Origin of the sequence: Caulobacter sp. X (assembly GCF_002742635.1) — a bacterium.
Lineage (GTDB): Bacteria > Pseudomonadota > Alphaproteobacteria > Caulobacterales > Caulobacteraceae > Caulobacter.
Genome location: NZ_PEGF01000002.1, coordinates 80,871 through 106,712, shown reverse-complemented (window position 1 = coordinate 106,712; position 25,842 = coordinate 80,871). Strand labels below are relative to the sequence as shown.

Here is a 25,842-nt window from a genome sequence, read left to right as displayed (position 1 = left end):
GCGGAAAAGCCAGGGAGACGCCGAGCATGGATAAGAGCAGCGCGCGGGCCGCCGCGTTGACGCGCCTGGCGATCGGCCTGGCGCAGGGCATCGCCCTCTTCCTGCTGCAGAAGGCCGACGAGTCCAAGAGCTGGCCGGCGACGTCGCCCATGCTCTACGCGCCGCTGCTGGTCTGCGTGCTGACGGTTCCGCTGCTGCCGCTGTCGGCCCTGTCGGCGATGCGTCGCGGGCCTCTGCTCGCCTGGAGCGCGGTGGCCGCGGCGCTGGTCGCGATCATGGCCGTGCACGCCGCCTGGGTCGGCGCCGCGCCCGACCGCCTGGGCGCGGGACCGTTGTCGCCGCCGCTGTTCATCGCCGTCGCCGCCCTGCTGTTCATCGCCCACCACCTGGTCCAGCCGGCCGAGGCCTCGGGCAAGCCGGTCGCGCCCTATGCCGACTATTTCGACCTCGTCGGGACCAACGCCGTCCGCCTCTTCTTGTCGCTGGCCTTCACCGGCGCTTTCTGGCTGCTGCTGTTCCTGGCCGGCGCCTTGTTCAAGCTGATCGGCGTCACGGCGATCCAGAAGCTGATCGGCGAGACCGCCTTCGCCTTCCCGGCCACCGGCCTGATGTTCGCCGCCGCCGTGCACATGGCCGTGCAATTGACCGAGGCCCGCGCGGGCCTGGTGCGCGGCGTGCGGACGGTGGGCCTCGTTTTGCTGGCCTGGCTGCTGCCGCTGATGGTGGTGATCGCCGGCGGCTTTCTGGCCACCCTGCCGTTCACGGGCCTCGCCCCGCTGTGGAGCACCAAGGCCGCCGCCTCGTTGCTGCTGTCGGCCGCCGCCGCCCTGATCATCCTGATCAACGCCGCCTACCAGGACGGGCTCGAGCCGCCCAATTCGATCCTGCTCTGGGCCGCGCGGCTGGCGAGCCTGCTGCTGATCCCGATCGTCATCCTGACGGCCTACGCCCTGTGGCTGCGGATCCACCAGTACGGCCTGACGCCGGACCGGGTGATGGCGGCAGCCTACCTGATCGTCGCCGTGGGTTTCACGATCGGCTACACGCTGGCCGCCACGCGGCCGGGCGACTGGATGAAGCCGCTGGAGCCGACCAACCTGATCATGGCCGCTGTCTCCGTCCTGCTGCTGATCGCCCTCTTCACGCCGATCGCCGATCCGGCGCGGCTGTCGGTGGCGAGCCAGGTCAAGCGCCTGGAGTCGGGCAAGGTCTCGCCGGCGAAGTTCGACTTCCAGTTCTTGCGGTTCGAGAGCGGGCGCTATGGGCGGCTGGCGCTGGAGCGGTTGAAAGGCAGCCGTGAGCCCGAGATCGCGCGGCGGGCTCGGGAGGCCGACGCCCTTGGCGCACGCCGGCCGGCGCAGCCCGAAAAGCCCGATTTCAGCGGGATCAAGGTCTACCCCCTCGGCGCCAAGCTGCCGGACTCCTTCGTGAAGCAGGCCTGGGACACCGAGGCGCGGGGTGGCTGCATCGGTCCGGGTTCTGTCTGCAAGGCGCTGATCTTCGACTTCGACGGCGACGGGGCTGACGAGGTGCTGCTGGGCGCGACCGATCAGTCGGACATCTTCCGGTTCCAGAACGGGCGCTGGGAGCTGGTCGCCCAGACGAGCGCCCGCTGCGGCTCGGTTGATCTTGGAGAGGCTCTGGAAGCCGACCAAGCGCGCATGAGCGAGCCGAGGACCTCCCGCGACCTGATCATCGGCGACAAAGCGCTGATGATCCGACCGGTCGGGAAGGGCTGCGAGGGGGCGCCGGACGCCTCCAAGCCCAATCGCCCTCGAGGGCCTCCGGTCGCGCCAGGCCCTCTTGGCTCCGCTCCCCTCTAACCCACCCCCTCGCTGATCGCGTTGAGCCGCGCATAGACGCCGCCCTTCGCTTTCAGTTGGTCGTGGCGGCCTTCCTCGACGACGCGGCCTTTCTGGAAGACCAGGATCCGGTCGGCGCCGCGCACCGTCGACAGGCGGTGGGCGATGACGATCGTGGTGCGCCCCTCCATCAGCGCCTCGGCGGCGGCCTGGACGAGCCCTTCCGTCTCCACGTCCAGCGACGAGGTCGCTTCGTCCAGCACCAGGATCGGCGCGTCGGCCAGGAAGGCGCGGGCGATGGCCACGCGCTGGCGCTCGCCGCCCGACAGCTTGACGCCCCGCTCGCCGACCAGGGTGTCGTAGCCCTTGGGCAGCTTCAGGATGAAGTCGTGGGCGCGCGCCTTCTTCGCCGCCGCCTCGACCTCTTCGCGCGTGGCGTCCGGCTTGGCGTAGGCGATGTTCTCGAACAGCGTGCGGTGGAACAGGGCCGGGTCCTGAGGCACCACCGCGATGGCGCGGCGCAGGGACGCCTGGGTCACCTTCGAGACATCCTGACCGTCGATCAGCACCGCGCCGTCCTGCAGGTCATAGAGGCGCTGGACCAGCTTGACGAAGGTCGACTTGCCCGAGCCCGTCGGCCCGACCAGGGCCACCCGCTCGCCGGGCGCGATCTTCAGGCTGAAATGATCGTACAGCGGCGCGCCGGCGGCCTTGTAGCGGAAGGTCACGTCCCGGAACTCGATCGCGCCGGGGCCCGGCTGGAAGTCCGGCGCGCCAGGGGCGTCGGCGATCTGGGGGTCCAGCCGGGTCCAGGCGGCGACATCTTCAGTGTCGTCGAGGCCCTTCTGCAGCATGCGGATGTTCTCGCCCAGGTTCCGCAAGTAGCCGCTCATCAGCATGAAGGCGGTGATCGCGAAGGCCACATCGCCCGGCGTGGCCGTGCCTTGCGTCCAGCCCCAGACCATCGCGCCGGTCAGGCCGGCCTGCAGCACGACCAGCAGCAGGTTCTGGCCCAGCCACACGTCGGTGAAGCGGTTCCAGGTGACCATCACCGCGTCGCGCCAGGCGGCCGTCACCTCGGCCAGGCGTTGGGCCTCGCGCTCCTCGGCGCCGAAGCTCTTCACGGTGGGGTTCGAGGTCACCGCGTCGGCCAGGGCCCCGCCAATCTGGGAGTCGAGCGCGTTGGACTTCAGGTTGCTGGGCCGCACATAACGCTCGGTGACCCATAGGTTCACCGACAAATAGGCGACCACCACCACCAGCGAGATCCCGCCGGCCAGCGGTTGGCGGATCAGCATGGCGATCGACAGGCCGATCAGGACGATGACGCCGGGGCCCAGCCAGATGGTCACCGCGTCGGTGACGCTGTCATAGCCCCACATAGCGCGGGTCAGCTTGCGCACCGTCGCGCCGGCGAAGCTGTCGGCATGCCAATCCGACGAGAAAGCCTGCACCTTGGCGAAGCTCTCGTTGGTCATCTCCTCCATGTTCCGGGCCGCCAGCGGGATCCAGAACCGGTGGGCGATGTTGCGCACCACCGCGAAGGCGAAATAGACGCCGATGAACATGGCCAGGGCCGACCAGGCGTCGGTGTGGCCGCGAGGCTTGCTGGCGACGGTGTCGACGAGATGTCCCGAGGCGTAGGGCAGAGCGAGGTCGAAGCCGACCGCCACCAGGGTCAGGCCGACGCCCAGGCCAAACAGCAGCGGCCGCCGCTTCCAGAAGCGGGCCACGAAGGCCAGCACCTGGCGGTTGGACAGCGCGCGCTTCTTGGCGCCGATTTCGTCTTCGTCCTCGAGGATATCGGTCATGGCCCGCTAGATAGGGCCTTGCGAGCCTTAGCGGGAGGCGCCTTTTCGCCGTCCGAACGGGCGCCAGCGCAGGAAGCCGCGGATCGCCGGTCCGACCACGGGCGTGCGCAGCATCGGGCGGACGGCGTGCGGGCGGGTCTTCAGGAAGCAGACCACCGCTCCGATCCAGAAGACGGTGGTGGGCAGGCCCGGCGTGACGATGCCGACCGCCCCGGTGGCGACCAGCACCCCGCCCAAGCCGTCGAGCGCCCAGCGCTCGGCGCGGCTGAGACGGCGGCGGCGCGATTTTCGATCCGGAGCGGCGGAAGCCATGGCCCGATCCTCGCGCCCGGCGAACCCGCTGTCGAGAGAATTGAGAGCGGCTCGCAACATCGCGAACCCTTAAGCGAGGCTCAGGCGAAGGGCGCTAGAGTCGCGATCCTTGACCAGACCGCGCCGAATGCGCGGCCCGAACTTGGTCGCCGAGGTCAGGCGCGCGACCATGCCGCGATCGCCAGCCTTGTCGAACAGCCGCGCGGCGGCGGTCCAGAGGGTGGTGGTCACCGGATGCGGCAGCACGATCCCGGCCGCCCCGCCGGCCATCAGCAGGCTCCAACCGGAAACACGAAGAGCGGCGGTGGTCATTGTCGAACTCCAAAAAAGGACGGGGAGAACCAACGGAGCGGTGATGCGGTCCTCCCCGAAATCGTCGCCTATTCGGCGGCGATGGCGATGTCGGCGATCGAGACTCCCACGCGTTGGGCGACGCCCGCGGCGTAGGCCGGATCGGCCCGGTGGAAGTGGACCAGCTGGCGCTTGATGATCGCTTCGGGCACGCCCTGCATGGCCGCCGCGATATTGTCGAACAGCTGGGTCTGCTGGTCGGGGCTCATCAGGCGGAACAGGGCGCCGGGCTGGCTGTAGTCATCATTGCCGTCCCGGTGGTTGAACCGGTCCGCGTCGCCATGCAGCGGCAGCGGCGGCTCGGCCGCGGACGGATCCTCGACCGGCCCGCCGAAGCTGTTCGGCTCATACCAGGCGTCGGTGCGCGGCGGACTGTCGAACCGCATCGCGCCGTCGGCGTGGTAGTGATGCACCGGGCAGCGCGGACGGTTCACCGGCAGCGCCTCGTAGTGCGTGCCGATCCGATACCGGTGGGCGTCGGCATAGGCGAAGATCCGCGCCTGCAGCACCTTGTCCGGCGAGAAGCCGATCCCCGGGACGATGTTCGACGGCGAGAACGAGCTCTGCTCGACCTCGGCGAAATAGTTGTCCGGGTTGCGGTTCAGCTCCAGCACGCCGACCTCGATCAGCGGGAACTCGCCGTGCGGCCAGACCTTGGTCAGGTCGAACGGGTTGTAGGACGTCCGCTCGGCCTCTTCCTCGGTCATGATCTGTAGGGAGAAGGTCCAGCGCGGGTAGTCGCCGCGCTCGATCGCCTCGAACAGGTCGCGCTGGGCGCTCTCGCGGTCGCCCGCGATCACGGCATTGCCTTCGGCGTTCGTCCAGTTCTTGATCCCCTGCTGGGACTTGAAGTGGAACTTGACCCACACGCGCTCATTGGCGGCGTTGAGGAAGCTGTAGGTGTGGCTGCCAAAGCCGTGCATGAAGCGGTAGCCCTGCGGCAGGCCCCGGTCGCTGAACAGGGTCGTGACCTGGTGTAGGCTCTCGGGGCTCAAGCTCCAGAAATCCCACATCGCCGTCGGCGAGCGCAGGTTGGTCACCGGGTGGCGCTTCTGGGTGCGGATGAAGTCAGGGAACTTCAGCGGATCGCGGATGAAGAACACCGGCGTGTTGTTGCCCACGAGGTCCCAGTTGCCTTCCTCGGTATAGACCTTCAGCGCGAAGCCGCGCACGTCGCGCTCGGCGTCCGCCGCGCCGCGCTCGCCCGCGACGGTCGAGAAGCGCAGCAGCACCTCGCTTTCCGCGCCCGGCTGCAAGGCCTTGGCCTTGGTCCAGCGGCTGATGTCGTGGGTGATCTTCAGCGTGCCATAAGCGGCCGAGCCCTTGGCGTGGACGACGCGCTCGGGAATGCGCTCACGGTTCTGGTGGGCCAGCTTTTCCAGCAGCTGGTAGTCCTGCATCAGCAGCGGACCGCGCGGACCGGCGCTGATCGAATTCTGGTTGTCCGCGATCGGCGCGCCGGCCGTCGTCGTCATGGTCGTCTTGGTCATGGCTGCCTCCGCCTTGGGTGTGAGCGAACCTTGGCCCTCGGCCTTACATAAATCCAATTGATCGTTTTTCTCGACGGGATTGGATTTATCTATGTACGCATAGGTGAGCTTGGCCGATCGCGCTCCGTCGGGCTTGAACGTTATGGCCGCTCTTTTCGCCTTGCGCCGGCGCGGGTAAGCCTGCGGCCATGAACACGCACGCCATCCTGCCCGACGCCGCGGCGACCAACTGGGTCGATCGCCACGCGCCCGAACGCCTGCGGCCGTGGCTGAAGCTGGGCCGCTTCGACCGGCCGGCGGGGATCTGGCTCTTGATGCTGCCGGGCTGGCAGGGGATCGCCCTGGCCGCCGCCGAGCAGGGCCGCTGGCCCAATCCGCTGTTGCTGCTGGCCGTGTTCGTCGGCGCGGCCCTGATGCGAGCGGCCGGCTGCGCCTTCAACGACATCGTCGACCGCGACTTCGACGCCCAGGTCGCCCGCACCGCCCTGCGGCCGATCCCGGCCGGGCTGATCAGCGTCAAGCAGGCCTGGGGCTTTCTGATCGGCTGCAGCCTGATCAGCTTCCTGATTCTGATCTGCCTGGGTTGGACGGCGATCCTGCTGGGCGTGCTGTCGCTGGGCCTGGTGGCGGCCTATCCGTTCATGAAGCGGATCACCTGGTGGCCGCAGGCGTGGCTGGGCCTGACCTTCAACTGGGGCGCCCTCTTGGGCTACGCCGCCGCCGTCGGGCATCTGTCCTGGTCGGCCGCCCTGCTCTACGCCTCGGGGATCTTCTGGACCCTGGGCTACGACACGATCTACGCGATCCAGGACATCGAGGACGACGCCCTGGCCGGCATCAAGTCCTCGACGCGCCGCCTGGGCAAACACGTGAAGCTGGGCGTCGCGGGCTTCTACGGGGCCTCCGTGGCGCTGGTCGTCGCCTCGGCCTGGGTCGGGGGCCTCGGCCCGCTGTTCCTGCCGTTCGCCGGCGCCTTCGCCCTGCACCTGTCGCGCCAGGCGGCGGCGGTGCGGATCGAGGACGGACCGGGCGCGCTGAAGCTGTTCAAGTCGAACGCCTTGGCGGGGCTTCTGGTGGTGCTGGGTCTCGTGGCGGGGCTGTGGAAGCCCGGCGTGAGCTTTTAACGCGGCGCTTCCCCTCCCCCTTGCGGGGAGGGGCAGGGGGGGGGGGGTGTCAGCGCCAACCTCGGCCACCACGGAGCAGCGCCCCCATCCCCGACCCCTTCCCCGCGAGGGGCAAGGGGCTTTCTAGAACGGCCCCTGGCGGTACACCCGTTCCATCACCTGGTTCAGCTCGGCCAGCCGCCGATCGTAACTCCTGGCCAGGCAGGCTTGGTTCGCCCCGCAGGCATGGCGGCTCTTCAGCCAGGCGCGCTGGTCGCCGATGATCGCGTCGCGGCCGCCCATCGGCACGAGATGGCGGGTGATGCCGTACAGCTGGTCGACGCGGACGTCCTGGTCGTTCAGCGCGCGGTTGGCGCAGATGGCCCGCTCGTCGGTGGCCCTCGCCTTGGCGCAGTCGAAGCTGGCGGCGGCGGCGGGCGTCGCGGCGACGGCCAGGACAAGAGCTGTGATCAGGCGGCGCATCGGAACCTCCAGAAGTCATGACGCAGGGTCATCCTGTCGGGCCTAAGCTGAATGTGACATGATCCGTTCCATGGCCGTCGCCGCCCGCGTCAAACCGCAGAACCTGTTCACGCCCGACGAATGGACGCGGATTTCCGCGCGCTCGTCCTGGCGCGGGATTGCAATGGTCGCCCACGCCTGGGCGGTGATCGTCGCGGCCGGGGCCCTGTTCGTGGTCTTCCCCAATCCGCTGACCTACCTGATCGCCGTGATGCTGATCGGCGCCCGGCAGCTGGGCCTGGCGATCCTGATGCACGAGGCCGCGCACGGCGGCCTCCATCCCAATCTCAAGGTCAATGACTGGCTGGGCGAGTGGCTGTGCGCCGCCCCGATCGGAGCCTCCCTGGCGCGCTACCGCCCCTATCACCTGACCCACCACAAATACGCCCAGCAGGCCGAGGATCCGGACCTCATTCTCTCCGCGCCCTTCCCCACCACCGCCGCCTCGCTGCGCCGGAAGATGATCCGCGACCTGACGGGCCAGACCTTCTTCAAGCAGCGCTTCGGCTTCCTGCTGGCCAAGGCCAAGGGCCAGCCGAAGGGCGCGATCTTCGCCGGCGAGGTCGCCCGGCAGGCGCCGTTCCTGCTGTGGAACCTGGGGCTGCTGGTCGTGCTGTCGGCGTTCGGGTTGTGGTGGGCGTGGCTGGCGCTTTGGGTCGTTCCGATGGCGACCTGGTTCCCGCTGGTCACCCGCCTGCGCAACATCGCCGAGCACGCCCTGGTCGCCAAGGACGAGCCCGATCCCTTCCGCCATGCTCGCACCACCCACGCCAACTGGATCGAGCGCGCCCTGGTCGCGCCCTACCACGTCAACTTCCACGCCGAGCACCACATGTTCATGCACACCCCGTGCTGGAACCTGCCCTTGGCGCACCGGCTGCTGGAGCAGAAGGGCCTGACCGACGGCATGCTGACCGCGCCGGGCTATCTGTCGGTGCTGAAGGCCGCGTCGAGCAAACCCATCGCGGCCTGAGGCCGGGCATGCTCTAACGCCGTCCATGATCGTCCAGACTCTGGAAGGCCGCCGGGCTTTCATCCGCGACAACACCCGCCTGCAGGCGCCGCCGCATACGCCGGAGCTCAAGCTTCACCTAGCCGACGAGGTCACGCCGATCTGGAAGCTGACCGAAGAGGCGCTAGAGGAGATCGGCCTGCCGCCGCCGTTCTGGGCCTTCGCCTGGGCGGGCGGCCAGGCCCTGGCGCGCTATGTCCTCGACCATCCCGAGATCGTCGCCGGCAAGCGGGTGATCGACTTCGCCACCGGCTCGGGCATCGTCGCCGTGGCGGCGATGAAGGCGGGCGCGGCGAGCGTGCTGGCCGCCGACATCGACGTCTTCTGCGAGGCCGCCGTCGGCCTGAACGCGCAGGCCAACGGCGTCGAGATCGCCTTCACCGACCAGAACCTGCTCACCGCCCCGCCGCCGCAAGCCGACGTGCTGCTGGCCGGCGACATCTGCTACGAGCGCCCGATGGCGGAGGCGGTGATGGCCTGGCTGCGGCAGGGCCACGCCGCGGGCGCCCGCGTGCTGATCGGCGATCCGGGCCGCACCTACTTCCCCAAGGAGGGACTCGAGAAACTGGCCGAGTACCAGGTGCCGACCACCCGCGAGCTGGAAGACCTGGCCGTCAAGCGCACCAGCGTCTGGACTCTGCCCTGAGGGCGAACTAGAACAAATAAAGAACATTGTTTGAGGAGATCGCCATGCGCGAGGACGGCAAGATCGACTACATCGAATGGCCCGCCGGCGATCTGCCCGCGACCAAGGCCTTCTATTCCGCCGCCTTCGGCTGGACCTTCGTCGACTACGGCCCGGACTACGCCGCCTTCGAGGGCGAGGGTTCGGACGGCGGCTTCGCCAAGCCGCAAGAGGGTTCGACCGACCGACCGTTGGTCATCCTCTACGCCCACGACCTGGAGGCCATGCTGGACAAGGTCGTCAAGGCGGGCGGGACGATCACCGCGCCGATCTTCAGCTTCCCCGGCGGTCGCCGCTTCCACTTCACCGACCCATCCGGCAACGAGCTGGGCGTCTGGAGCGCCACGGGCGTCGAATAGGTCGACGCGGCGAATCGCTGTCGGTTCGCCGCCCGTGCTTTTCGAGGGGGATGACATGCGGGCGTTGTTTCTGGGTCTCGCGCTGGCGGGCATGACCGGAGTCGCGTGCGCCGAGGATCCGCCGCCCGCGCCCATCCCCGCCTCGGTCAAGGCGCTGGAAGGCTGCTGGCGCGGCGAAGGCGACGTGATGGGCAAGGCGGTCGATATAACGCTGGCGGTCAGACCCGCCGCGCTCGAGACCGCGCTGACCGTCGACGCCGACAGCCACGCCAAGGCCGATCCGGCCGACCGCTACGCCGCCCATCTGGTCCTGGCCGGTCGGGGTCCCGCGCCCAAGGACGGACCGGCGATCGGCGTCTCGGGCTTCTGGGCCGACAGCTTCGGCGGCGACTTCACCGCCGTCGGCAAGGGCGAGGCGGTCCCGGGCGGGTTCGACATCACCTATCCCTATCCGGACGCCGCCTTCGTCAACCGTTGGCGGCTGGACGGCGACAAGCTGTCCTGGAGCATCGTCGCCCGCGCCGGCGGCAAGGACTCTCCATTCGCCGCCTACGCCCTGACCCGCTCGGCCTGCCCGGCGCGGTAGGCGCGCCCATCAAACCGTCACACAGCGCCGCTAACGTCCGCCCCCTGACGATCAGCCTGGAGCTCTTGCTCTGGGGGCGAGGGACGGGATGGGCGCCGAGAACGGCGAGCGGAGCTGCGGCGACTGCGGCATGTGCTGCAAGCTGATGGGCGTAGAGGCGCTGGCGAAGCCGCCGCACGCCTGGTGCGGGCATTTCCGCAAGGGCTCGGGCTGCGCCATCTATGCGGACCGCCCCAAGGCTTGCGCCGACTACGCCTGCTACTGGCTGCAGGCCAAGCATCTGGGTCCCGAGTGGCGGCCGGACCGCGCGCGGTTCATCCTGCACCGCGAGGACGACGGCCAGCGCCTGGTGGTCGAGGTCGATCCAGCCCGTCCCGACGCCTGGCGCAAGCCGCCGTTCTACGGAACCCTGCGCGTCTGGGCCCAGCAGGGCGCCGCCAAGGGCCTCGCCCTCAACGTGATCGTCGGCGAACGCGCCTGGGAGATGCGGCCCGAGGGCGATGTCGATCTTGGCGTGATAAGGACCCTGCCGCGATGAGCGACGACCAAACCTTGACCGTCGAACAACCCGCCCCGGGCAAGGCCTGCGGATCCTGCGGTCTGTGCTGCAAGGTCCTGGCCATCGAGGCTTTGGAGAAGCCCGACGGCGTCTGGTGCGGCCATTTCAAGAAGGGCGGCGGCTGCGGCTACTACGAGCATCGTCCGCCGGCCTGCCGGGGCTTTCACTGCCTGTGGCTGACCTCGTCCCGCCTGGGCGACGAGTGGCGGCCGGACAAGGCCGGCTTCGTCATGTATTCCGACCGCGACGGCAAGCGGCTGAACGTCGTCGTCGATCCGGGCAAGCCCGCCGCCTGGCGGCGCGAGCCGTATTATTCCTACATCAAGGCGATGTCGCGCCGGGCGCTGGAGGGCTACGAGCTGGTGGTCTGCGTTGGCGATCGCCGGACGGTGGTCTTCCCGACCGAGGAGATCGACCTTGGCGTCCTGCCGCCCGACCGCAAGCTGGTCAGCGGCTATGTCGAGCAGGACGGCGCCCTGACGCCCTTCGCCATGGTGCTGGCCGACGTCGACTAGAATCGCGGATGAAAATCCCTCGGCGCCCAGCCAAAGTCCCGCATCGCGTCCGAAGAGTCGAAGGTCAGGTCCTGGCCCATGCGCGTCCCCATCGCCGCCGTGGCGCCGGGATAGAAGGGCTTGGCCAGCCGCATCAGCAGAGCAAACAGCCAGGGCGGCATCGGCAGGCTGCGCGGGGTCTTGCCCAGCCCCTCGAACACCCGGTCGACCATCGCCCGATAGGTCAGGGTCTCGCCGCCGACCAGGTCATAGGCCCGGTTCAGCGCCGCCGACGCTTTCCCCGCCGCCAGGGCGCCGACCGCCAGATCCGCGGCGTGCACCGGCTGGCGCAGGCCCTCGCCGCGTCCCGATAGCGGCATGACGTGGAAGCGTGTCACCAGCCGCGCGATGCGGCTGACATTCTCGTCGTGGCCTTCGTCATAGATCAGGGTCGGCCGCAGGATCGTCCAGGCGACGCCGTGCTCGGCGCACCAGGTCTCGACCGCCTGCTCGGCGTCGAGCAGCGCCTTCGCCACCGCGCGCTCGGCGGGTTCGGGCGAGGCGACCTTGGTGAAGCGGCTGGTCGAGGAGAAGGCGATCAGCCGCACCATGCCCCGCGCCTTCAGCCCAGGCAGCACCGCCGGCAGCAACCAGATCGGCGACAGCGAGAACACCGTCGCCGCCGGCGGCAGGCGCGTCTCCACGTCCGGATCGGTCAGGTCGACGTCGACCCAGCAGGCGTCTCCGGCGGGCGGGCGGCGGCTGATGGCGACGGGATCGAACCCCTCGTCCGCCAGCCGGGCCATCAGGTGGCCGCCGATCAGGCTGGTCGCGCCCAGCACCAGGATGGGCGTCTTGAGGGTGTTGTCGGAGTCCATGGCCAACATATAGTCGCGTCTCCGAGGGGTTGCCCATGACCTATGACACCCATGACCTATGACGAGGTCGTCGCCTTCGCCTTGCGCCTGCCCGGCGTCGAACACGGGACCGCCTATGGCCGTCCCTGCCTGAAGGCGCATGGCAAGTTCCTGACCCGCCTGTTCGAGGACGGCGAAAGCCTGGTCTGTCCCGGCGTGCCGTTCGACGAGCGCGAGATGCTGATCGAGGCCGAGCCAGACGTCTTCCATGTCACGGATCACTTCCGCGGCTATCCTTACGTTCTGATCCGCCTGGCCGGCGCCCATCCAGGAACGGTGCAGGGGCTGGTGCTGCGCCAATGGCGGGCGACCGCGCCGAAGAAGGTGCTGAAAGCCTGGGACGAGAACCACCCAACGGGGAACGCATGACCGACAAGACCAAGGCCTGGCGGCTGCTGATCGCGCTGGTCGCGGCGGCGGGGCCGCTGCTGCAGTACGGCCTGATGGCCTATGACGAGACCCTGGCCACCCTGCCGGCCAAGACCGTCGAGTTCTTCAGCTATTTCACGATCCTGTCGAACGCCCTGGCGGCCGTCGCCCTGGCCGCGCCGCTGATCGCGCCGGACAGCCGGCTGGCGGCGTGGTCGGAGAAGTCTGGTCCGCGCGCGGCGATCGCGACCTATCTGGCGATCACGGCCGTGGTCTATCACACCATGCTGGCCCACACCTGGAACCCGCAGGGCCTGCGCCTGGTCGCCACCACGCTGAACCACACGATCACCCCGGCCGCCTTCCTGCTCGACCTGGCCCTGCGTGGCGGCGAGGGCGAGGCGCGCTGGATCGCGGCCTTGAAAGCGATGGCCTTCCCCGCCCTGTTCGGCGCCTGGACCCTGGCGCACGGCGCGGTCTCGGGCTTCTATCCTTATCCCTTCATGGACGTGACCAAGCGAGGCTATCCGCCTGTTCTCTTGACGATCGTCCAGATGGGCGTGGCCTTCGCGCTGGTCTGCCTGATCTTCATCGCCATCCTGCGCGTTCGGACCCGGATGGCGCAGGCCAAACCGGCGCCCATATCCGCCTGACCGTCTTTCTCGGAGTTTCTCGATGTCCAAGCTCGTCCCCGCCATTCGCTCCGGCGACGTCCTGATGCCCGCCATCGGCTTTGGCACCTGGCAGCTGGAGAACGGGACCGCCGTCCCGCTGGTCGAGAAGGCCCTGGAGGTCGGCTACCGCCACATCGACACGGCCCAGATCTATGGCAACGAGCGCGACGTCGGCGCGGCGATCAAGAATAGCGGGATCAAGCGCGACGACCTCTTCGTCACCACCAAGGTCTGGATCGACCAGTTCGCCGATGGCGACCTGCAGCGCTCCGCCGAGATCAGCCTGGAAAAGCTGGGCCTCGACCACGTCGATCTCCTGCTGCTGCACTGGCCCAAGCCCGACGTGCCGCTGGCCGAGACCCTGGGCGCGCTGAACGAGGTCCGCGCCAAGGGCTGGACCCGCGCCATCGGCCTGTCGAACTTCCCCTCGGCCCTTTTGGAAGAGGCCGCCAAGCTGTCGGACGCGCCGATCGCCACCGACCAGGTCGAGTACCACCCCTATCTGTCGCTGAAGACCCTGAAGGCCAAGGCCGACCAGCTGGGCGTCTCGATCACCGCCTGGTCGCCGCTGGCCCAGGGCAAGGTGGCCCAGGACCCGCTGCTGATCGACATCGGCCGCGCCCACGGCAAGACGCCGGGCCAGGTGACCCTGCGCTGGATCATCCAGCAGGGGATCATCGCCATTCCGCGCACCAGCAACCCCAAGCGCGTCGAGGAGAACTTCGACATCCTCGACTTCGAGCTGTCGGAGAAGGAGATGGCCGAGATCCACGGCCTGGCGCGCCCGGACGGACGGATCGGCGACTGGCTGGACAAGGCCTATCGCTGGGACGCGGAATAGGCGCTCCAAAGCGATTCACACTCGGCAAGCTTGTTCTCCGCTGCGCTGGACCTTAGCGTTGAGGCTCAGAGGGAGGCTGCGGAATGAGCGAAGTGATTTTGGGCGATGACTCCAAAGGCGTCGAGAAGCGCAAGGTTGGCGCGGCTCTGGGCATAGGGATTCTTCTGCTGCCGTGGATCTTTGCCTGGTTCCTTTTGCGGAAGGGATACAGCCCGGTCGCGAGGGTGATCTCGTTCGGCTGGATGGCGATCTTTTTCCTGATCGTGATGGGCAGCGGCAGCAGCTCGAACCAGCCCGTCACCGCCAGCGCCGCCTCGACAGCCGCCAGCGCGCCTTCCGCGGAGCCGGCCAAGGCGTCGGCCAAGGCGTCGGCCTCCGAACCGGAATCAAACTTAACGGGTCCCCAGCGGAACGCCGTCAGGTCGGCCAAGCAGTATCTCAGCATGACCGGCTTCTCGCGTAAGGGCCTGATCGCGCAACTATCTTCCAGCGCGGGTGATGGCTACGACGTCGCCGACGCCACGGCGGCGGTCGATAGTCTCGACGTCGATTGGAACGAGAACGCCGTGAGGTCAGCCAAGCAGTACCTCGACATGTCCGGCTTCTCGTGCAACGGCCTGATCGAGCAATTGTCCTCCAGCGCTGGGGACAAATACACCGTGAGCGAAGCGACCTATGGCGCACGTCAAGCAGGCGCTTGCTCTTAAGCCAGACAACAGCGCTCCGGTCGCTGAAGGACCCCGAACCAGCCTCTTGAGGTCGGTTCGGGCCTCATTTCCCTGGCATGGCTGCAGCGTCGCTGGCCGGCGCTCGCTGGCGATCCTGAGACACAAGGATCGGTGAAGGGATGACGGGGGCGATCTGGGCGGCGGCGGCCTTGGCGATAGCGAACGCAGGGCCGGCGCCCTTTCCGCTGCAGGCCTTGCTCAAGGATTCCGAAGCGGCGCGAACCTTCGACTACTGGCGCCTGCGTGACGGCCGGACGCCGGCGCAGGTGCTGGCTCTCGGCGACAGCGTGACCAAGGCCTCGCGCGACGGAGCCTGCCAGACGGACGCCGAGCGGGAGGTCGTCGCGGGCCTCAGGACCGCCGCCGAAGCGTCGAGCGGCGGCCAGTGGCGAGCCGACCGGGATGCTGGCGCCAGCGCGGTCCTGTCCTATCGCGCCAAGCAGGCGCGGATTCTGGCCCATCAGCCAAGCGGCGATCCCGAGCTCGACGCAGCCATGGCGCCGATCCTCGCGGACTGGGGCGCGGCCTCGACGTCACGCGCGCGGGCCCTGCTTAAGCGCCAGGCCGCCGATCAGCTGCCCATGCAAGCGATGCTGATCGCCTCGGGAAATCCCCGCCTGTCCGATGGCGTGGCGACGCGCCTCTTCGCGTCGCTCGAACAGGACGAGTGCCGCAACAGCCATATCCTGTCGGGATGGCTGAAGACGGAGGTGGCTCGTCGCGGCTGGTTCACGCCATCCCGCGACGGAAAGTCGGCCGCCGAGGCCGCCTTCATCATCACCCAGCACGCCGACCACGACGTCGCCTTCCAGAAGAACGTACTGACGCGACTGGAAAAGCTGCTGCCCAGCGGCGACCTTGACCGCTCGCAATACGCCTATCTGTGGGATCGCATCGCCACCCACGAGGACAGGCCGCAGCGCTACGGAAGCCAGTCGAAGGGCTGCATCGGCGGCAAGATCGAACTGTGGCCGATCGAGGATCCGGAGCGCGTGGATGAGCGGCGCGCGCGCTTCGGGATGCCCCCGCTTTCGGAATACCGATCAACCCTGGCCAAGCTGTCGCGCTGCGGGGCTTGACCAAAACTCCCTCCGCTTTCAGACGAAGCTGGTTTCATCCCGCCTCGAAAGCGCCTAGGTAAGCCTCAACCTGAGCATAACCTTGCAGGGACGAGCGAACATGGACGACGCGGGCGTGAGCTTGCAGGCGACGATGGCGGACATGGGCCGGACGGCGCGCGAGGGCGCGCGCGCCCTGCGCCTGGCATCGCCAGAGCAGCGCACCGCGGCGATCCGCGCCATGGCCGCCGAGATCCGCAAGGCCGCCCCGGCTATCCTGGCCGCTAACGCCGAGGACCTGTCCCGCGCCGAGGCCAACGGCGTCTCGGGCCCGATGCTCGACCGTCTGGCCCTGGACGCCGCGCGCCTGGACGGCGTCGCCGCCGGGGTCGAGGCCGTCGCCGAGATCGCCGATCCGCTGGGCGTGGCCACCTCGCGCTGGACCCGGCCCAACGGCCTCGACATCAGCCGCGTGCGCACGCCGATCGGCGTGATCGCCATGATCTACGAGAGCCGCCCGAACGTGACCGCCGACGCCGCCGCGCTGTGCGTGCGTTCGGGCAATGCGGTGATCCTGCGCGGCGGTTCGGAGTGCATCGCCTCGAACCTCGCCATCCACGCCGCGATCGAGCGGGGGCTGGAAGCGGCCGGCCTGCCCGCCAGCGCGGTGCAGGCGGTGAAGACGCCCGATCGCGCCGCCGTCGGCATGATCCTGCAGGGCCTGGACCGCTCGGTCGACCTGATCATCCCGCGCGGCGGCAAGAGCCTGGTCGCCCGCGTCCAGGCCGAGGCCCGCGCCCCGGTGCTAGGCCACCTGGAAGGCCTCAACCACGTCTTCGTCCACGCCGCCGCCGACCTCCAGAAGGCCGTCGACATCGTCGTCAACGCCAAGCTTCGCCGCGTCTCGGTCTGCGGCTCGGCCGAGACCCTGCTGGTCGACAAGGCCGCCGCCGCGTCCCTGCTGCCGCCGATCGCCCAGGCGCTGATCTCGGCCGGCTGCGAGCTGCGCGGCGACGCCGCCGCCCGCGCCATCGTCCCCGAGATGAAGGCCGCGACGACCGAGGACTGGACCACCGAATACCTGGCCGCGATCCTCTCGGTCGCCGTGGTCGAAGGCGTCGAGGGCGCGGCCGCGCACATCGCCGCCTTCGGCTCTGGCCACACCGACGCGATCGTCACCGAGGACGAGGCGGCCGCCGAGGCCTTCGTCGCGGCGGTCGACAGCGCTATCGTGCTGGTCAACGCCTCGACCCAGTTCGCCGATGGCGGCGAGTTCGGCTTCGGGGCCGAGATCGGCATCGCTACAGACAAGCTACACGCCCGCGGTCCGGTTGGGGCCGAGCAACTGACGACGTTCAAATATGTGGTTCGCGGGACCGGCCAGACTCGTCCCTGACGCCGGCCGGCCCGCTGCGCAGCGCCTCGGTTTCCACCTGGAGCCGGGGATGCGCGTCGGCCTGTTCGGCGGCAGCTTCAACCCGGCGCACGAGGGGCACGCCCACGTGGCCGAGACGGCCATGCGCCGTCTCGAGCTGGACCGCGTCATCTGGCTGGTCTCGCCGCAGAACCCGCTGAAACCCTCTCACGAGACCAAGCCCGTGGCCGAACGGATGGCGCAGGCCCGGCGCTGGGCGCGCGGCTCGGGCATGATCGTCTCGGACGCCGAGACGCGGCTGGGCTCGCAATACACGATCGACACCCTGCGGGTGCTGAAGGCCCGCTTCCCGGGCGTGAAGTTCGTCTGGGTGATGGGCGCCGACAGTCTGGCGGGCTTCCACCGCTGGCGCGGCTGGACCCAGATCATGCGCGAGGTGCCGGTGGCGGTGATCTCCCGCCCCTGGATCGCGCTGAAGGCCCGCACGGCTCCGGCGGCGCGCCGCTTCGCCTTCGCCCGCTGGCCGGCCAGCGCCGCCTCGCGCCTTCCCGACGCCACCGCGCCGGCCTGGGTCTATCTGACGGGGCCGCTGAATTTCGCGTCTTCCACGGCGCTTCGGGCCCGCCAGACTGGCAAGCTGAACCGCTAGGTTCAGCACGGCGCGCGAGGCCAAATCGACCTTCGTGAACGCGCCCCCTCACGTTTCGCCCAATTCCGTGCTAAGAGAGCTGTCCACAGCGACCCTATAAGGAGCAATACGCTGCGTAGCGACCCCGCGCATGGTGCGCACGAAGGCTTGGCCGGCGCCGAGTCCTCGACTGAATCCCCGGGCCTGAGTCCGGTTCTCGACGTGAAGGCGCTGGAGCGCCTGATCCTGTCCCGCCTGGACGACGACAAGGCCCAGGACATCGTCCACATCGACCTGACGGACAAGAGCTCGGTCGCCGACAGCCTGATCGTGGCGTCGGGCCGCTCGCACCGTCACGTCGGCGCCTTGGCCGACCACATCCTGCGGGCGCTGAAGGAAAACGGCTTCGGCAAGGCGCGGGTCGAAGGCCTGCCGCATTGCGATTGGGTGCTGATCGACGCCGGCGACGTCGTCATCCACCTGTTCCGCCCCGAAGTGCGCAGCTTCTACAACATCGAGAAGATCTGGGCGGTCGACGCCCCGCACCGCACCGCGGCGAACTGATCTGATCGCGCTCGGCCGCTGTCTCCGCGAGACGGCGGCCTTGAGCCGCCTCTTTGCCTGGCGCGTGGCGGGCGCCGAAACCGGCTTCCACTTTCGGCTGCCACGCTTACCCTCATGAAGATCACCATCCTCACCGTCGGAAAGCTCGGCCGCATGGTCGAGGCGCAGTTGGCTCTGGACTATGCGTCCCGCGCCACGGCGTCCGGCCGCGCCCTGGCGCTAGGGCCGGTCGAGATCGTCGAGGTCGAGGCCCGCAAGCCCGGCAAGGCCGCCGAGGCCGAGGTGCTGCGTCCGCATCTGGAGGGCGCCCACGTCATCGCCTGCGACGAGCACGGCAAGGTCCGCAAGAGCCGCGACTTCGCCGACCACCTGGCCAAGCTGCGCGACGATGGGACGCGGCGCGTGGTCTTCCTGATCGGCGGAGCCGACGGCCTCGATCCCTCGATCCTGTCGACCGCCAACGAGACCATGGCCTTCGGGCCGCAGACCTGGCCGCACGCCCTGGCGCGGGCGATGCTGGCGGAACAGATCTATCGCGCCGCGACCATCCTGTCGGGCTCGCCCTATCACAGGGATTAGGGATAGTAAGGGCGCGATGCTTCGCCGCCCCACGCGTCTTGTCCTGATCCTCGCCGCCCTGGCGCTCGCCGTGCCCACGGCCGGGATCGCCTGGCAGAGCGTCGACCGCGCCGCCATGGAGCAGCGCGCCAAGGACCGCCAGGAGGCCGCCGACACCCGCCGCGAGATCGAGGACCTGCGCGCAGAGCTCGACCGGCTGGACCACGCCCGCGTCGCCGCCGGCGCCGACGTCGACGCCAAGCGGGCGCGGCTTGAGGCGCTGAACGCCCGTGAACGCGCCATCCTGGCCGACCTCGGCCTCAACCGGCAGCGGCTGGCCCGGCTGCTGTCGGCGCTGCAGCTGTTCCGCCGCGATCCGCCGCCGGCCCTGCTGGTCTCGCCGGCCAACGCCCGCGACGCGGTGCGGGCCGCCATCCTGATCCGCGCCATGACGCCAGACCTGCAGCACCGGGCGCAGGCCTACGCCCGCCAGGCCACCGCCGTCGGGACCCTGCGCCGCGAAGCCGCCGCCGCCTCGGCCGAACTGTTCACCGCCGAGAGCGTGGTCGCCGACCGCAAGGGCGAGATCGAGCGGCTGATCATCGAGAAGACCCAGCTGGAGCGCGCCTACGCCCAGGAAGCCCTGGCCCAGGAGAGCGAGCTGCGAACCCTCGGCGCGCTCAGCGACGGGCTGGGCCGGTCGGCGGCGACCGGACCGCTGGTGCTGCGCCCGCCGGTCGCGGGCGCCATCGTCCGGCGCTTCGGCCAGGAGATGCCGGCCGGCGGCAAGGCGCCGGGCCTGACCCTGCGGACGGACAAGGGCCTCTCGGTGACCTCGCCCGTCGCGGGAACCGTGGAGTACGCCGGGGCGCTGAACGGATGGGGCGCGGTGATCATTCTACGCGCACAGGGCGCCTATCACATCGTCCTGGCCGGTCTCGACCAGATCACCGCCGCGCCAGGACAATCTGTCGCGGCCGGCGCCCCGATCGGAAAGATGCCCGACCATGTATCCTCTGATCCGGAGCTCTATATGGAAGTGCGTGAGAACGGCGAGCCGGCGGATCCGGAACGCTGGTTCAAACAGGAGTCGCGATAACCGGCTTTTTCGGTAATGTGACTGTCTTCGGACAGCCGACCATTCGGGTTGGACGGGGCTATAATTGGTTTGCGACGCCGCGCGTCGCCAGGGAGCCTTCTGGGCCTTAATGCGCAAGTACCTGCTCATCGGCGTTTCCGCCTTCGTCCTCGGCGCGGGGACCATGGCCTACATCAGCCCCATCGCCCAGGCGAACAACGCGCCCAAGACCAAGACCTACAAGTTGCTGGAGCTGTTCGGCGACGTGCTGGGCACGGTCGAGGACCAGTACGTCACCGAGGTCGACGACAAGAAGCTGATCGAGGCGGCGCTGGACGGCATGCTGACCAGCCTGGACCCGCACTCGGGCTATCTGTCGCCCGACAGCTACGAGGACATGCAGGACACCACCCGCGGCGAGTACGGCGGGCTTGGCCTGGAAGTCACCAGCGAGGACGGCGTGGTCAAGGTGATCTCGCCGATGGACGGCACCCCCGCCGCCCGGGCCGGCGTGCAGGCCGGCGACTACATCACCGCCGTCAACGGCCAGAGCGTGCTGGGCCTGACCGTCAACGAAGCGGTCAAGCAGATGCGCGGCGCGGCCGGCGAGCCGGTCACCCTGACGATCGCTCGCGACAAGAACGACCCGTTCGACGTCAAGCTGATCCGCGAGATCATCAAGCCCAAGGCCGCCATCGCCCGCATGGAAGGCGACTACGGTTACGTGCGCCTGCCCGGCTTCAACGAGAAGGCGACCGAGGCCCTGACGGCCTCGATCAACGACCTGAAGGCCAAGAACCCGAAGATGAAGGGCCTGATCCTGGATCTTCGCAACAATCCGGGCGGCCTGCTGGATCAGGCGGTCGGCGTGTCCGACGTCTTCCTGGACGGCGGCGAGGTGGTCAGCCAGCGCGGCCGCGATCCGCGCAACATCCAACGCTACAACGCCAAGCCCGGCGACCTGCTGAACGGCCTGCCGCTGGTGGTGCTGATCAACCAGGGTTCGGCCTCGGCCGCGGAAATCGTCGCCGGCGCCCTTCAGGACCGTCACCGCGCCGAACTGGTCGGCCTGACCAGCTTCGGCAAGGGCTCGGTGCAGACCGTGATTCCGCTGCGCGGCGGGGCCGACGGCGCCCTGAAGCTGACCACGGCGCGCTATTTCACGCCGTCGGGCCGCTCGATCCAGAAGACCGGCATCGCCCCGGACCTCGAGGTCGCCCAGACCCGCGACCAGGCCCAGGACATCGCCAACCGCGTCTGGTTCAGCGAGGCCAGCTTCAAGAACGCGCTGAACGCTGACGAGGGCAAGACTCGCGTCGCGCCGCACGCGCCAGCCGAGGCGCCGCCGCCAGGCTTCGACGACAAGAAGAATGACTTCCAACTGGAGCGGGCCCTGGCCGTGCTGAAGGCCGGCGGGGTCGCCAAGACCCCCAAGCTGCCCGCGCCGGCGGCGAAAATCGCCGAGGTCACCGCCAAGGCGGCCGCCGCCGCGACCAAGGCGCCGGCCACCGAGAAGAAGTAGATCAGCGACACAACACGCTGACGAAACGCCGCCTCGCCCCTCCGGTCAGGCGGCGTTTTTCGTTTCCGCCGTGCGGCGTCGCGCCACGCTTGCCCAGCTGGCCGGCGACGTCTTGTTAACCATCTCTTCGGGCCTTCCGCTTAGCCTGCGAGGCGATGGCCGCCACGTTTTCCCGCAAGCCCGCCTACGCCGCCGCCACGCCCGCATCCGGCGGGTCGGCTGCGCTGCGCGCCAAGCTCGGGACCGCCCTGGCCAACCCCTATGTCGGCGCCGGCGGCGCGGCGTGCCTGTTCCTGGCCTCGCTGGCGACCCTCGTTCTGGTGACCAGCGACCCGCACGCAGGAAATCCCGTCGTTCGGCTGGAGCTGACCAAGATCGGCGCCACCAAGAACGCGCCCGAAGGCTGGCGCGAAGCCTTGACGGCCGAGGGCCCGCACGAGGCGCCGTTGAAGCCCGCCGAGCTCCAGCTTTCCCGCGCGCCCTTCCCGGCGGCGGGCGCCGAGGAAGGCGAAAAGCCCGCCTTCGAGGGCGAGCAGCCTGCGCCGCCCGTCCAGCAGGGTCCGGGCCTGCCCCAGGCGCCGATCGCCGGCCTGACCGCGCCGGGCCCCGGCGGCGCGCCGCTGCCGATCATCGCCGCCGACGGCCGCACCGCCGCCGACGCCTACGCCCGCCCCTTCACGCCGAACGGCCGGCCTAAGGTCTCCGTCGTGATCGGCGGCCTGGGCCTCAACGCCCAGACCACCCGCGCGGCGATCGAGACCCTGCCCGCCGAGGTCACCCTATCGTTCGCGCCCTACGCCGAGGGCCTGCAGGGCTGGATCGATCTGGCCCGCGAGCACGGCCACGAGGTGCTGCTGGAGACGCCGATGGAGCCGGCGGACTATCCCGCCAATGACCCCGGTCCCTACACGCTGATCGCCGCCAACCGGCCCGAGGACACCGTCCGCAAGCTGGAGTGGCTGATGTCTCGCGCCACCGGCTATTTCGGTCTGTCGAACTATCTGGGCGCGCGCTTCGTCGACAACGACCAGGCGATGAACACTTTCAACGCGGTGCTGAAGGCGCGGGGCCTGGCCTTCATCGACGACGGTCTGGCCGCCCGGCGCGGCGGACCGATCCCGCGCGCCTCGGCCGATCGCGTCATCGACGACGAGCTGTCGGCCAGCGCCATCGACGCCCAGCTGCGCGCGCTGGAGAACGGCGCCTCCGCGCGGGGGCAGTCGCTGGGCTCGGGCTTTGCCTATCCGGTGACGATCAACCAGGTCCGCCTCTGGGCCGCCGGCCTGCAGGCGCGCGGTCTGCAACTGGCGCCGGCCTCGGCTCTCGCCCATCGCTAAACTCTGTGGAATAAGGCTCCCATGAGTTCAGAGCCTGACTATCCGCAGCACCGCCCGAACGTCGGCGTCGTCCTGTTTCATCCGGATGGCCGCGTCTGGCTGGGCCGCCGCCACAAGCAGCCGCCGCCCTATAACTGGCAGTTCCCGCAAGGCGGCGTCGATGACGGCGAGGATCTCGAGACCGCCGCGCGACGCGAGCTGGCCGAAGAGACGGGCGTGACGTCCGTCGAACTGCTTGGACGGACGCCCGGCTGGATCACCTACGACTTTCCGCCCGAGGTCCTGGCCGATCCAAAGTCTTCGCGGGGATGGCGTGGTCAAAAGCAGGTTTGGTTCGCCTATCGCTTCATCGGAGACGAGGCCGAGATCGATCTGGCGGCGGACGAACACATCGAGTTCGACGCTTGGCGATGGGGTAGGCTCGACGAAGCACCCGAACTGATCGTACCTTTCAAACGCGGCGTCTACGAAGCAGTCGTCGCCGCGTTCGCGGGGTTCGCGCGAGGGGCCTGATTTCCGGGTCTTTCGGGCGGGGGGAGAACGGTGGTGGAAACAGTTCTGTTGATTCACGGCTACGGCTGCGCTGGCGACGTGTGGGGACCCGTCGCCAACCGGCTGCGCGCCGAAGGCTATCGCGTGGAGACGCCGACGATCCGGGCGGCGGTGCGGACGGTCGACGGGCCTCGCGCCGGTCTGGCGGGCCTGACGCTCGCGGACTACGTCGCCGAGATGGCGGCCTACGCCCAGACCCTGGCGCGCGAGACCGGCAAGAAGCCGATCGTGATGGGTCACTCGATGGGCGGCCTGATCGCCCAGAAGATCGCCGAGGCCGGCCTGGCCTCGACCGTCGTCTTGTTCGCCCCGGCCTCGCCCGCCGATGCGCGCGGCAAGCCCAAGCTTTCGCCTCTCTTCACGTTCCTGAACCTGGTCCTGGCCGGCAAGCCCGAGACCAAGGCCGGCAAGATGTGGAAGACCGGCTTCAAGTTCGGCGTCGCCAACGCCGTGCCGCCCGCGCGTCACGACGCCCTCTACGCCACCATGGTCTATGACAGCGGCCAGGTGCTGTCCGATCTGGCTTATCCCGCCAGAGACCCCAACAAGGCCGCCTATGTCGACGCCAGCAAGGTCACCGCGCCGATGCTGGTCATGAGCGGCGCCCTGGACCGCACGACACCGGTCGAGGACGTGCGTCGCGTCAGCAAGAAGTACGCTGGCGCCGAGTATCGCGAGTACCCCAACAACGCCCACTATCTGATAGATGAGCCAAACACGATGAAGATCCTCGACGACCTGATCGCCTGGCTGGGCGGCAAGAAACAGACCCCGGCCGCCACGCCCGCGCCGACTGCGGCCAAGGCCCCGACGCCGGCCCCGGCGGCCGCCCCCGTGAAGGCGGCGGAACCCGCTCCGGCCCCCGCGCCGGCTCCAAAACCCGCCCCCGCGCCCGCCCCGGCCCCGGCTCCGACGCCCGCTCCGGCGGCCGCCGCCGCGCCGAAGGCCGAAGCCAAGCCCAAGGCCGCCGCGAAGCCGAAGGCGGCCGCGCCGAAGAAGGCCGCCGCTCCGGCCAAGGCGCCGGCCGCGAAGGCTTCCGCCGCCAAGGCGAAGGCCGCCCCCGCGCCGAAGGCCAAGGCCCCCGCTAAGGCCGACGCCAAGCCCAAAGCCGCCGAGGCTCCGAAAGCGGCCGCCGCGCCCGCCAAGGCCGCGCCGAAGGCCAAGGCGGCGGCCAAGCCGGCGGCGACGAAGGCTCCAGCCGCTAAGGCCGCGGCTCCGAAGGCCGCCGCCAAGCCGGCGGCGGCCAAGGCGCCGGCCAAACCCGCCGCGGCGAAGCCTGCGACCGCCAAGAAGGCCGCTCCGGCCGCCAAGAAGCCTGCGACAAAGGCGACCGCCAAAACCTCGCCCAAGTCCAAATAGACCGTGTACTCTGCCCCCGCCGGCCAAGCTGGTCGGCGGGGCCTTAGTCGAGTTCAAGAGCGTCCATGCGCGCACCGGTCATCATGGTCCATGGGGCCTTCTGCGGCGGATGGACCTTCGACGCGTTCCGCGCGCCGTTCGAGGCCGCTGGTCACGCGGTTCTGACGCCCGACCTGATCGGCCATGACGGGTCCGGCGGCGTCGCCGGCGTCTCGATGACCGACTACGCCCGGCAAATCGCCCGCCTCGTCGAAGCCTGCGAGACCCCACCCATACTGATCGGCCACTCGATGGGCGGCCTTGTCGCCCAGATGGCCGCTTCCCGCGCCCGTGTGTCCAAGCTGATCCTGCTGGCCCCGTCCGCGCCCTGGGGCGTCAGCGGCGCCAGCCTCGAGGAGGCGGCTTCGGCCATGAGCCTCTACGCCCTCGGCCCTTACTGGCTTCAGGCCGTCGCGCCAGACTACGGCGTCGTCCGTCGCTATAGCGTCGATCGCCTGCCCCGCCCCGCCCGCAAGGCGATCTTCGCCCGCATGACGGCCGAGAGCGGCCGGGCGCTGTGGGAGACGCTAAACTGGTGGCTCGACCCCTTCATGACCACCAGCGTCGCCGCGTCGGGTTGCCCGGTGCTGGCCATCGCCGGCGGCCAGGACGTGATCCATCCGTCCGCCACCGTCCGCCAGACGGCGGCGCGCCTGGGCGGCGTCGTGGAGGTGTTCCCGGCGATGAGCCACTGGCTGCCCGGCGAGCCGGGCTGGGAAGACGTGGCCGCGCGATGCCTCGAATTCATCGCCGCCGAGGACCGGGCGGCGGCCTGATCTACTGCGGGCTGAACAGTTTCAGCCCGAGGATACCGGCCACGATCAGTCCCAGGCAAACCAGCCGCGCGGCCGTCGCGGGCTCCTTGAACAGCACGATCCCGACGATGGCCGTGCCGACCGCGCCGACGCCCGTCCAGACGGCGTAGGCCGCGCCCAGCGGCAGGGTCTTCACCGACCAGCCCAAGAGGCCCATCGACAGGACGAGGCTGATCGCGGTCAGCACGATCGGGATCGGCTTGGTGAAGCCTTCGGTGAACTTCAGGCCCACGGCCCAGCCCACCTCGAACAATCCGGCGATCAGGAGAATGATCCAGGCCACGACGAGCCCTTTCTTCGAAAAAGGCGGGGTCGTCCCCGGAAAAGCAAAAAGGCGCGGGG

At 69.3% G+C, this 25,842-nt stretch carries 30 protein-coding genes; 23 read left to right on the top strand and 7 right to left on the bottom strand.

Annotated features, from left to right (window positions below):
* Window positions 1-26: 26 nt before the first annotated feature.
* Window positions 27-1,823 carry a DUF4153 domain-containing protein gene (locus CSW60_RS12830; RefSeq protein WP_099537756.1) on the top strand — a complete coding sequence of 599 codons (1,797 nt, stop codon included), beginning with the start codon at window positions 27-29 and terminating at the stop codon, window positions 1,821-1,823.
* Here CSW60_RS12830 and CSW60_RS12825 read toward each other — a convergent pair.
* From CSW60_RS12825 to CSW60_RS12810, 4 genes are all read right to left on the bottom strand, one after another.
* Window positions 1,820-3,613, bottom strand: coding sequence for an ABC transporter ATP-binding protein (locus tag CSW60_RS12825; RefSeq protein ID WP_099537755.1), 1,794 nt, complete (start codon window positions 3,611-3,613; stop codon window positions 1,820-1,822). The two genes, CSW60_RS12830 and CSW60_RS12825, sit on opposite strands and share 4 nt — an antisense overlap.
* 27 nt (window positions 3,614-3,640) lie before the next feature.
* Window positions 3,641-3,925: a DUF454 family protein gene (locus CSW60_RS12820; RefSeq protein WP_099537754.1), complete on the bottom strand. Its 285-nt coding sequence runs from the start codon at window positions 3,923-3,925 to the stop codon at window positions 3,641-3,643.
* Between the two features lie 69 nt (window positions 3,926-3,994).
* The gene (locus CSW60_RS12815) at window positions 3,995-4,237 is read right to left on the bottom strand and encodes a hypothetical protein (protein WP_099537753.1); all 243 of its coding nucleotides are present in this window, start codon (window positions 4,235-4,237) and stop codon (window positions 3,995-3,997) included.
* 68 nt (window positions 4,238-4,305) lie between these two features.
* Complete coding sequence (locus CSW60_RS12810) at window positions 4,306-5,766, bottom strand: catalase (protein WP_099537752.1); 1,461 nt, start codon at window positions 5,764-5,766, stop codon at window positions 4,306-4,308.
* 188 nt (window positions 5,767-5,954) lie between these two features.
* Between CSW60_RS12810 and ubiA the strand changes: the two genes are divergently transcribed.
* Window positions 5,955-6,890 carry a 4-hydroxybenzoate octaprenyltransferase gene (gene ubiA, locus CSW60_RS12805; protein WP_099537751.1) on the top strand — a complete coding sequence of 312 codons (936 nt, stop codon included), beginning with the start codon at window positions 5,955-5,957 and terminating at the stop codon, window positions 6,888-6,890.
* Window positions 6,891-7,013: 123 nt separating this feature from the next.
* Here ubiA and CSW60_RS12800 read toward each other — a convergent pair whose 3' ends face one another.
* On the bottom strand, window positions 7,014-7,352 hold the full coding sequence (locus CSW60_RS12800; protein ID WP_099537750.1) for a lysozyme inhibitor LprI family protein: 339 nt from the start codon (window positions 7,350-7,352) through the stop codon (window positions 7,014-7,016).
* Window positions 7,353-7,422: 70 nt separating this feature from the next.
* On the opposite strand from CSW60_RS12800, the gene CSW60_RS12795 reads away from it, so the two are divergent.
* From CSW60_RS12795 to CSW60_RS12770, 6 genes are all read left to right on the top strand, one after another.
* Window positions 7,423-8,364, top strand: coding sequence for a fatty acid desaturase family protein (locus CSW60_RS12795; RefSeq protein ID WP_099539115.1), 942 nt, complete (start codon window positions 7,423-7,425; stop codon window positions 8,362-8,364).
* 25 nt (window positions 8,365-8,389) lie between these two features.
* The gene (locus tag CSW60_RS12790) at window positions 8,390-9,049 is read left to right on the top strand and encodes a methyltransferase (RefSeq protein ID WP_099537749.1); all 660 of its coding nucleotides are present in this window, start codon (window positions 8,390-8,392) and stop codon (window positions 9,047-9,049) included.
* Between the two features lie 44 nt (window positions 9,050-9,093).
* Entirely contained in the window at window positions 9,094-9,447 is a 354-nt protein-coding gene (locus tag CSW60_RS12785; RefSeq protein ID WP_099537748.1) for a VOC family protein, read from the top strand.
* A 55-nt stretch (window positions 9,448-9,502) separates the two neighbouring features.
* On the top strand, window positions 9,503-10,033 hold the full coding sequence (locus CSW60_RS12780) for a hypothetical protein (RefSeq protein WP_099537747.1): 531 nt from the start codon (window positions 9,503-9,505) through the stop codon (window positions 10,031-10,033).
* A gap of 88 nt (window positions 10,034-10,121) precedes the next feature.
* Entirely contained in the window at window positions 10,122-10,571 is a 450-nt protein-coding gene (locus tag CSW60_RS12775; RefSeq protein ID WP_099537746.1) for a zinc/iron-chelating domain-containing protein, read from the top strand.
* Window positions 10,568-11,107 (top strand): zinc/iron-chelating domain-containing protein, encoded by a 540-nt coding sequence (locus CSW60_RS12770; RefSeq protein WP_099537745.1) that lies wholly within the window; start codon window positions 10,568-10,570, stop codon window positions 11,105-11,107. The genes CSW60_RS12775 and CSW60_RS12770 overlap by 4 nt, the downstream gene beginning before the upstream one ends.
* Here CSW60_RS12770 and CSW60_RS12765 read toward each other — a convergent pair.
* On the bottom strand, window positions 11,104-11,964 hold the full coding sequence (locus tag CSW60_RS12765; protein WP_099539114.1) for an NAD(P)-dependent oxidoreductase: 861 nt from the start codon (window positions 11,962-11,964) through the stop codon (window positions 11,104-11,106). The genes CSW60_RS12770 and CSW60_RS12765 overlap by 4 nt on opposite strands.
* Before the next feature lie 42 nt (window positions 11,965-12,006).
* Between CSW60_RS12765 and CSW60_RS12760 the strand changes: the two genes are divergently transcribed.
* From CSW60_RS12760 to CSW60_RS12690, 15 genes are all read left to right on the top strand, one after another.
* A complete protein-coding gene (locus tag CSW60_RS12760; RefSeq protein ID WP_099537744.1) occupies window positions 12,007-12,372 on the top strand; it encodes an MmcQ/YjbR family DNA-binding protein in 366 nt (121 codons plus the stop codon).
* Window positions 12,369-13,025 carry a Pr6Pr family membrane protein gene (locus CSW60_RS12755; protein ID WP_099537743.1) on the top strand — a complete coding sequence of 219 codons (657 nt, stop codon included), beginning with the start codon at window positions 12,369-12,371 and terminating at the stop codon, window positions 13,023-13,025. The genes CSW60_RS12760 and CSW60_RS12755 overlap by 4 nt, the downstream gene beginning before the upstream one ends.
* Window positions 13,026-13,047: 22 nt before the next feature.
* Entirely contained in the window at window positions 13,048-13,887 is an 840-nt protein-coding gene (locus CSW60_RS12750) for an aldo/keto reductase (protein ID WP_099537742.1), read from the top strand.
* An 83-nt stretch (window positions 13,888-13,970) separates the two neighbouring features.
* On the top strand, window positions 13,971-14,594 hold the full coding sequence (locus tag CSW60_RS12745; protein ID WP_201723051.1) for an Ltp family lipoprotein: 624 nt from the start codon (window positions 13,971-13,973) through the stop codon (window positions 14,592-14,594).
* A 140-nt stretch (window positions 14,595-14,734) separates the two neighbouring features.
* The gene (locus tag CSW60_RS12740; RefSeq protein ID WP_099537741.1) at window positions 14,735-15,694 is read left to right on the top strand and encodes a DUF6624 domain-containing protein; all 960 of its coding nucleotides are present in this window, start codon (window positions 14,735-14,737) and stop codon (window positions 15,692-15,694) included.
* Window positions 15,695-15,794: 100 nt separating this feature from the next.
* Window positions 15,795-17,069 (top strand): glutamate-5-semialdehyde dehydrogenase, encoded by a 1,275-nt coding sequence (locus CSW60_RS12735; RefSeq protein WP_099537740.1) that lies wholly within the window; start codon window positions 15,795-15,797, stop codon window positions 17,067-17,069.
* Complete coding sequence (locus CSW60_RS12730) at window positions 17,035-17,697, top strand: nicotinate-nucleotide adenylyltransferase (protein WP_099537739.1); 663 nt, start codon at window positions 17,035-17,037, stop codon at window positions 17,695-17,697. The genes CSW60_RS12735 and CSW60_RS12730 overlap by 35 nt, the downstream gene beginning before the upstream one ends.
* A gap of 111 nt (window positions 17,698-17,808) precedes the next feature.
* Window positions 17,809-18,240: a ribosome silencing factor gene (gene rsfS, locus CSW60_RS12725; protein WP_201723103.1), complete on the top strand. Its 432-nt coding sequence runs from the start codon at window positions 17,809-17,811 to the stop codon at window positions 18,238-18,240.
* 114 nt (window positions 18,241-18,354) lie between these two features.
* Complete coding sequence (gene rlmH, locus CSW60_RS12720; protein ID WP_066685697.1) at window positions 18,355-18,819, top strand: 23S rRNA (pseudouridine(1915)-N(3))-methyltransferase RlmH; 465 nt, start codon at window positions 18,355-18,357, stop codon at window positions 18,817-18,819.
* A 16-nt stretch (window positions 18,820-18,835) separates the two neighbouring features.
* A complete protein-coding gene (locus CSW60_RS12715; RefSeq protein WP_099537738.1) occupies window positions 18,836-19,897 on the top strand; it encodes a murein hydrolase activator EnvC in 1,062 nt (353 codons plus the stop codon).
* 109 nt (window positions 19,898-20,006) lie between these two features.
* Entirely contained in the window at window positions 20,007-21,398 is a 1,392-nt protein-coding gene (locus CSW60_RS12710) for a S41 family peptidase (protein ID WP_099537737.1), read from the top strand.
* 155 nt (window positions 21,399-21,553) lie between these two features.
* On the top strand, window positions 21,554-22,735 hold the full coding sequence (locus tag CSW60_RS12705) for a divergent polysaccharide deacetylase family protein (protein ID WP_099537736.1): 1,182 nt from the start codon (window positions 21,554-21,556) through the stop codon (window positions 22,733-22,735).
* A 21-nt stretch (window positions 22,736-22,756) separates the two neighbouring features.
* Window positions 22,757-23,248: an RNA pyrophosphohydrolase gene (locus CSW60_RS12700; RefSeq protein WP_099537735.1), complete on the top strand. Its 492-nt coding sequence runs from the start codon at window positions 22,757-22,759 to the stop codon at window positions 23,246-23,248.
* A gap of 30 nt (window positions 23,249-23,278) precedes the next feature.
* On the top strand, window positions 23,279-24,646 hold the full coding sequence (locus CSW60_RS12695) for an alpha/beta hydrolase (RefSeq protein ID WP_099537734.1): 1,368 nt from the start codon (window positions 23,279-23,281) through the stop codon (window positions 24,644-24,646).
* 65 nt (window positions 24,647-24,711) lie between these two features.
* Window positions 24,712-25,461 (top strand): alpha/beta hydrolase, encoded by a 750-nt coding sequence (locus CSW60_RS12690; protein WP_099537733.1) that lies wholly within the window; start codon window positions 24,712-24,714, stop codon window positions 25,459-25,461.
* A gap of 1 nt (window position 25,462) precedes the next feature.
* On the opposite strand, the gene sugE is transcribed toward CSW60_RS12690, so the two are convergent.
* Window positions 25,463-25,783 (bottom strand): quaternary ammonium compound efflux SMR transporter SugE, encoded by a 321-nt coding sequence (gene sugE / locus CSW60_RS12685; protein WP_099537732.1) that lies wholly within the window; start codon window positions 25,781-25,783, stop codon window positions 25,463-25,465.
* Window positions 25,784-25,842 lie beyond the last annotated feature (59 nt).

Coding starts and splice junctions, on each gene's coding strand:
- CSW60_RS12830 (WP_099537756.1), top strand. CDS start 27: ATGGATAAGAGCAGCGCGCGGGCCGCCGCGTTGACGCGCCTGGCGATC.
- CSW60_RS12825 (WP_099537755.1), bottom strand. CDS start 3,613: ATGACCGATATCCTCGAGGACGAAGACGAAATCGGCGCCAAGAAGCGC.
- CSW60_RS12820 (WP_099537754.1), bottom strand. CDS start 3,925: ATGGCTTCCGCCGCTCCGGATCGAAAATCGCGCCGCCGCCGTCTCAGC.
- CSW60_RS12815 (WP_099537753.1), bottom strand. CDS start 4,237: ATGACCACCGCCGCTCTTCGTGTTTCCGGTTGGAGCCTGCTGATGGCC.
- CSW60_RS12810 (WP_099537752.1), bottom strand. CDS start 5,766: ATGACCAAGACGACCATGACGACGACGGCCGGCGCGCCGATCGCGGAC.
- ubiA (WP_099537751.1), top strand. CDS start 5,955: ATGAACACGCACGCCATCCTGCCCGACGCCGCGGCGACCAACTGGGTC.
- CSW60_RS12800 (WP_099537750.1), bottom strand. CDS start 7,352: ATGCGCCGCCTGATCACAGCTCTTGTCCTGGCCGTCGCCGCGACGCCC.
- CSW60_RS12795 (WP_099539115.1), top strand. CDS start 7,423: ATGGCCGTCGCCGCCCGCGTCAAACCGCAGAACCTGTTCACGCCCGAC.
- CSW60_RS12790 (WP_099537749.1), top strand. CDS start 8,390: ATGATCGTCCAGACTCTGGAAGGCCGCCGGGCTTTCATCCGCGACAAC.
- CSW60_RS12785 (WP_099537748.1), top strand. CDS start 9,094: ATGCGCGAGGACGGCAAGATCGACTACATCGAATGGCCCGCCGGCGAT.
- CSW60_RS12780 (WP_099537747.1), top strand. CDS start 9,503: ATGCGGGCGTTGTTTCTGGGTCTCGCGCTGGCGGGCATGACCGGAGTC.
- CSW60_RS12775 (WP_099537746.1), top strand. CDS start 10,122: ATGGGCGCCGAGAACGGCGAGCGGAGCTGCGGCGACTGCGGCATGTGC.
- CSW60_RS12770 (WP_099537745.1), top strand. CDS start 10,568: ATGAGCGACGACCAAACCTTGACCGTCGAACAACCCGCCCCGGGCAAG.
- CSW60_RS12765 (WP_099539114.1), bottom strand. CDS start 11,964: ATGGACTCCGACAACACCCTCAAGACGCCCATCCTGGTGCTGGGCGCG.
- CSW60_RS12760 (WP_099537744.1), top strand. CDS start 12,007: ATGACACCCATGACCTATGACGAGGTCGTCGCCTTCGCCTTGCGCCTG.
- CSW60_RS12755 (WP_099537743.1), top strand. CDS start 12,369: ATGACCGACAAGACCAAGGCCTGGCGGCTGCTGATCGCGCTGGTCGCG.
- CSW60_RS12750 (WP_099537742.1), top strand. CDS start 13,048: ATGTCCAAGCTCGTCCCCGCCATTCGCTCCGGCGACGTCCTGATGCCC.
- CSW60_RS12745 (WP_201723051.1), top strand. CDS start 13,971: ATGAGCGAAGTGATTTTGGGCGATGACTCCAAAGGCGTCGAGAAGCGC.
- CSW60_RS12740 (WP_099537741.1), top strand. CDS start 14,735: ATGACGGGGGCGATCTGGGCGGCGGCGGCCTTGGCGATAGCGAACGCA.
- CSW60_RS12735 (WP_099537740.1), top strand. CDS start 15,795: ATGGACGACGCGGGCGTGAGCTTGCAGGCGACGATGGCGGACATGGGC.
- CSW60_RS12730 (WP_099537739.1), top strand. CDS start 17,035: ATGTGGTTCGCGGGACCGGCCAGACTCGTCCCTGACGCCGGCCGGCCC.
- rlmH (WP_066685697.1), top strand. CDS start 18,355: ATGAAGATCACCATCCTCACCGTCGGAAAGCTCGGCCGCATGGTCGAG.
- CSW60_RS12715 (WP_099537738.1), top strand. CDS start 18,836: ATGCTTCGCCGCCCCACGCGTCTTGTCCTGATCCTCGCCGCCCTGGCG.
- CSW60_RS12710 (WP_099537737.1), top strand. CDS start 20,007: ATGCGCAAGTACCTGCTCATCGGCGTTTCCGCCTTCGTCCTCGGCGCG.
- CSW60_RS12705 (WP_099537736.1), top strand. CDS start 21,554: ATGGCCGCCACGTTTTCCCGCAAGCCCGCCTACGCCGCCGCCACGCCC.
- CSW60_RS12700 (WP_099537735.1), top strand. CDS start 22,757: ATGAGTTCAGAGCCTGACTATCCGCAGCACCGCCCGAACGTCGGCGTC.
- CSW60_RS12690 (WP_099537733.1), top strand. CDS start 24,712: ATGCGCGCACCGGTCATCATGGTCCATGGGGCCTTCTGCGGCGGATGG.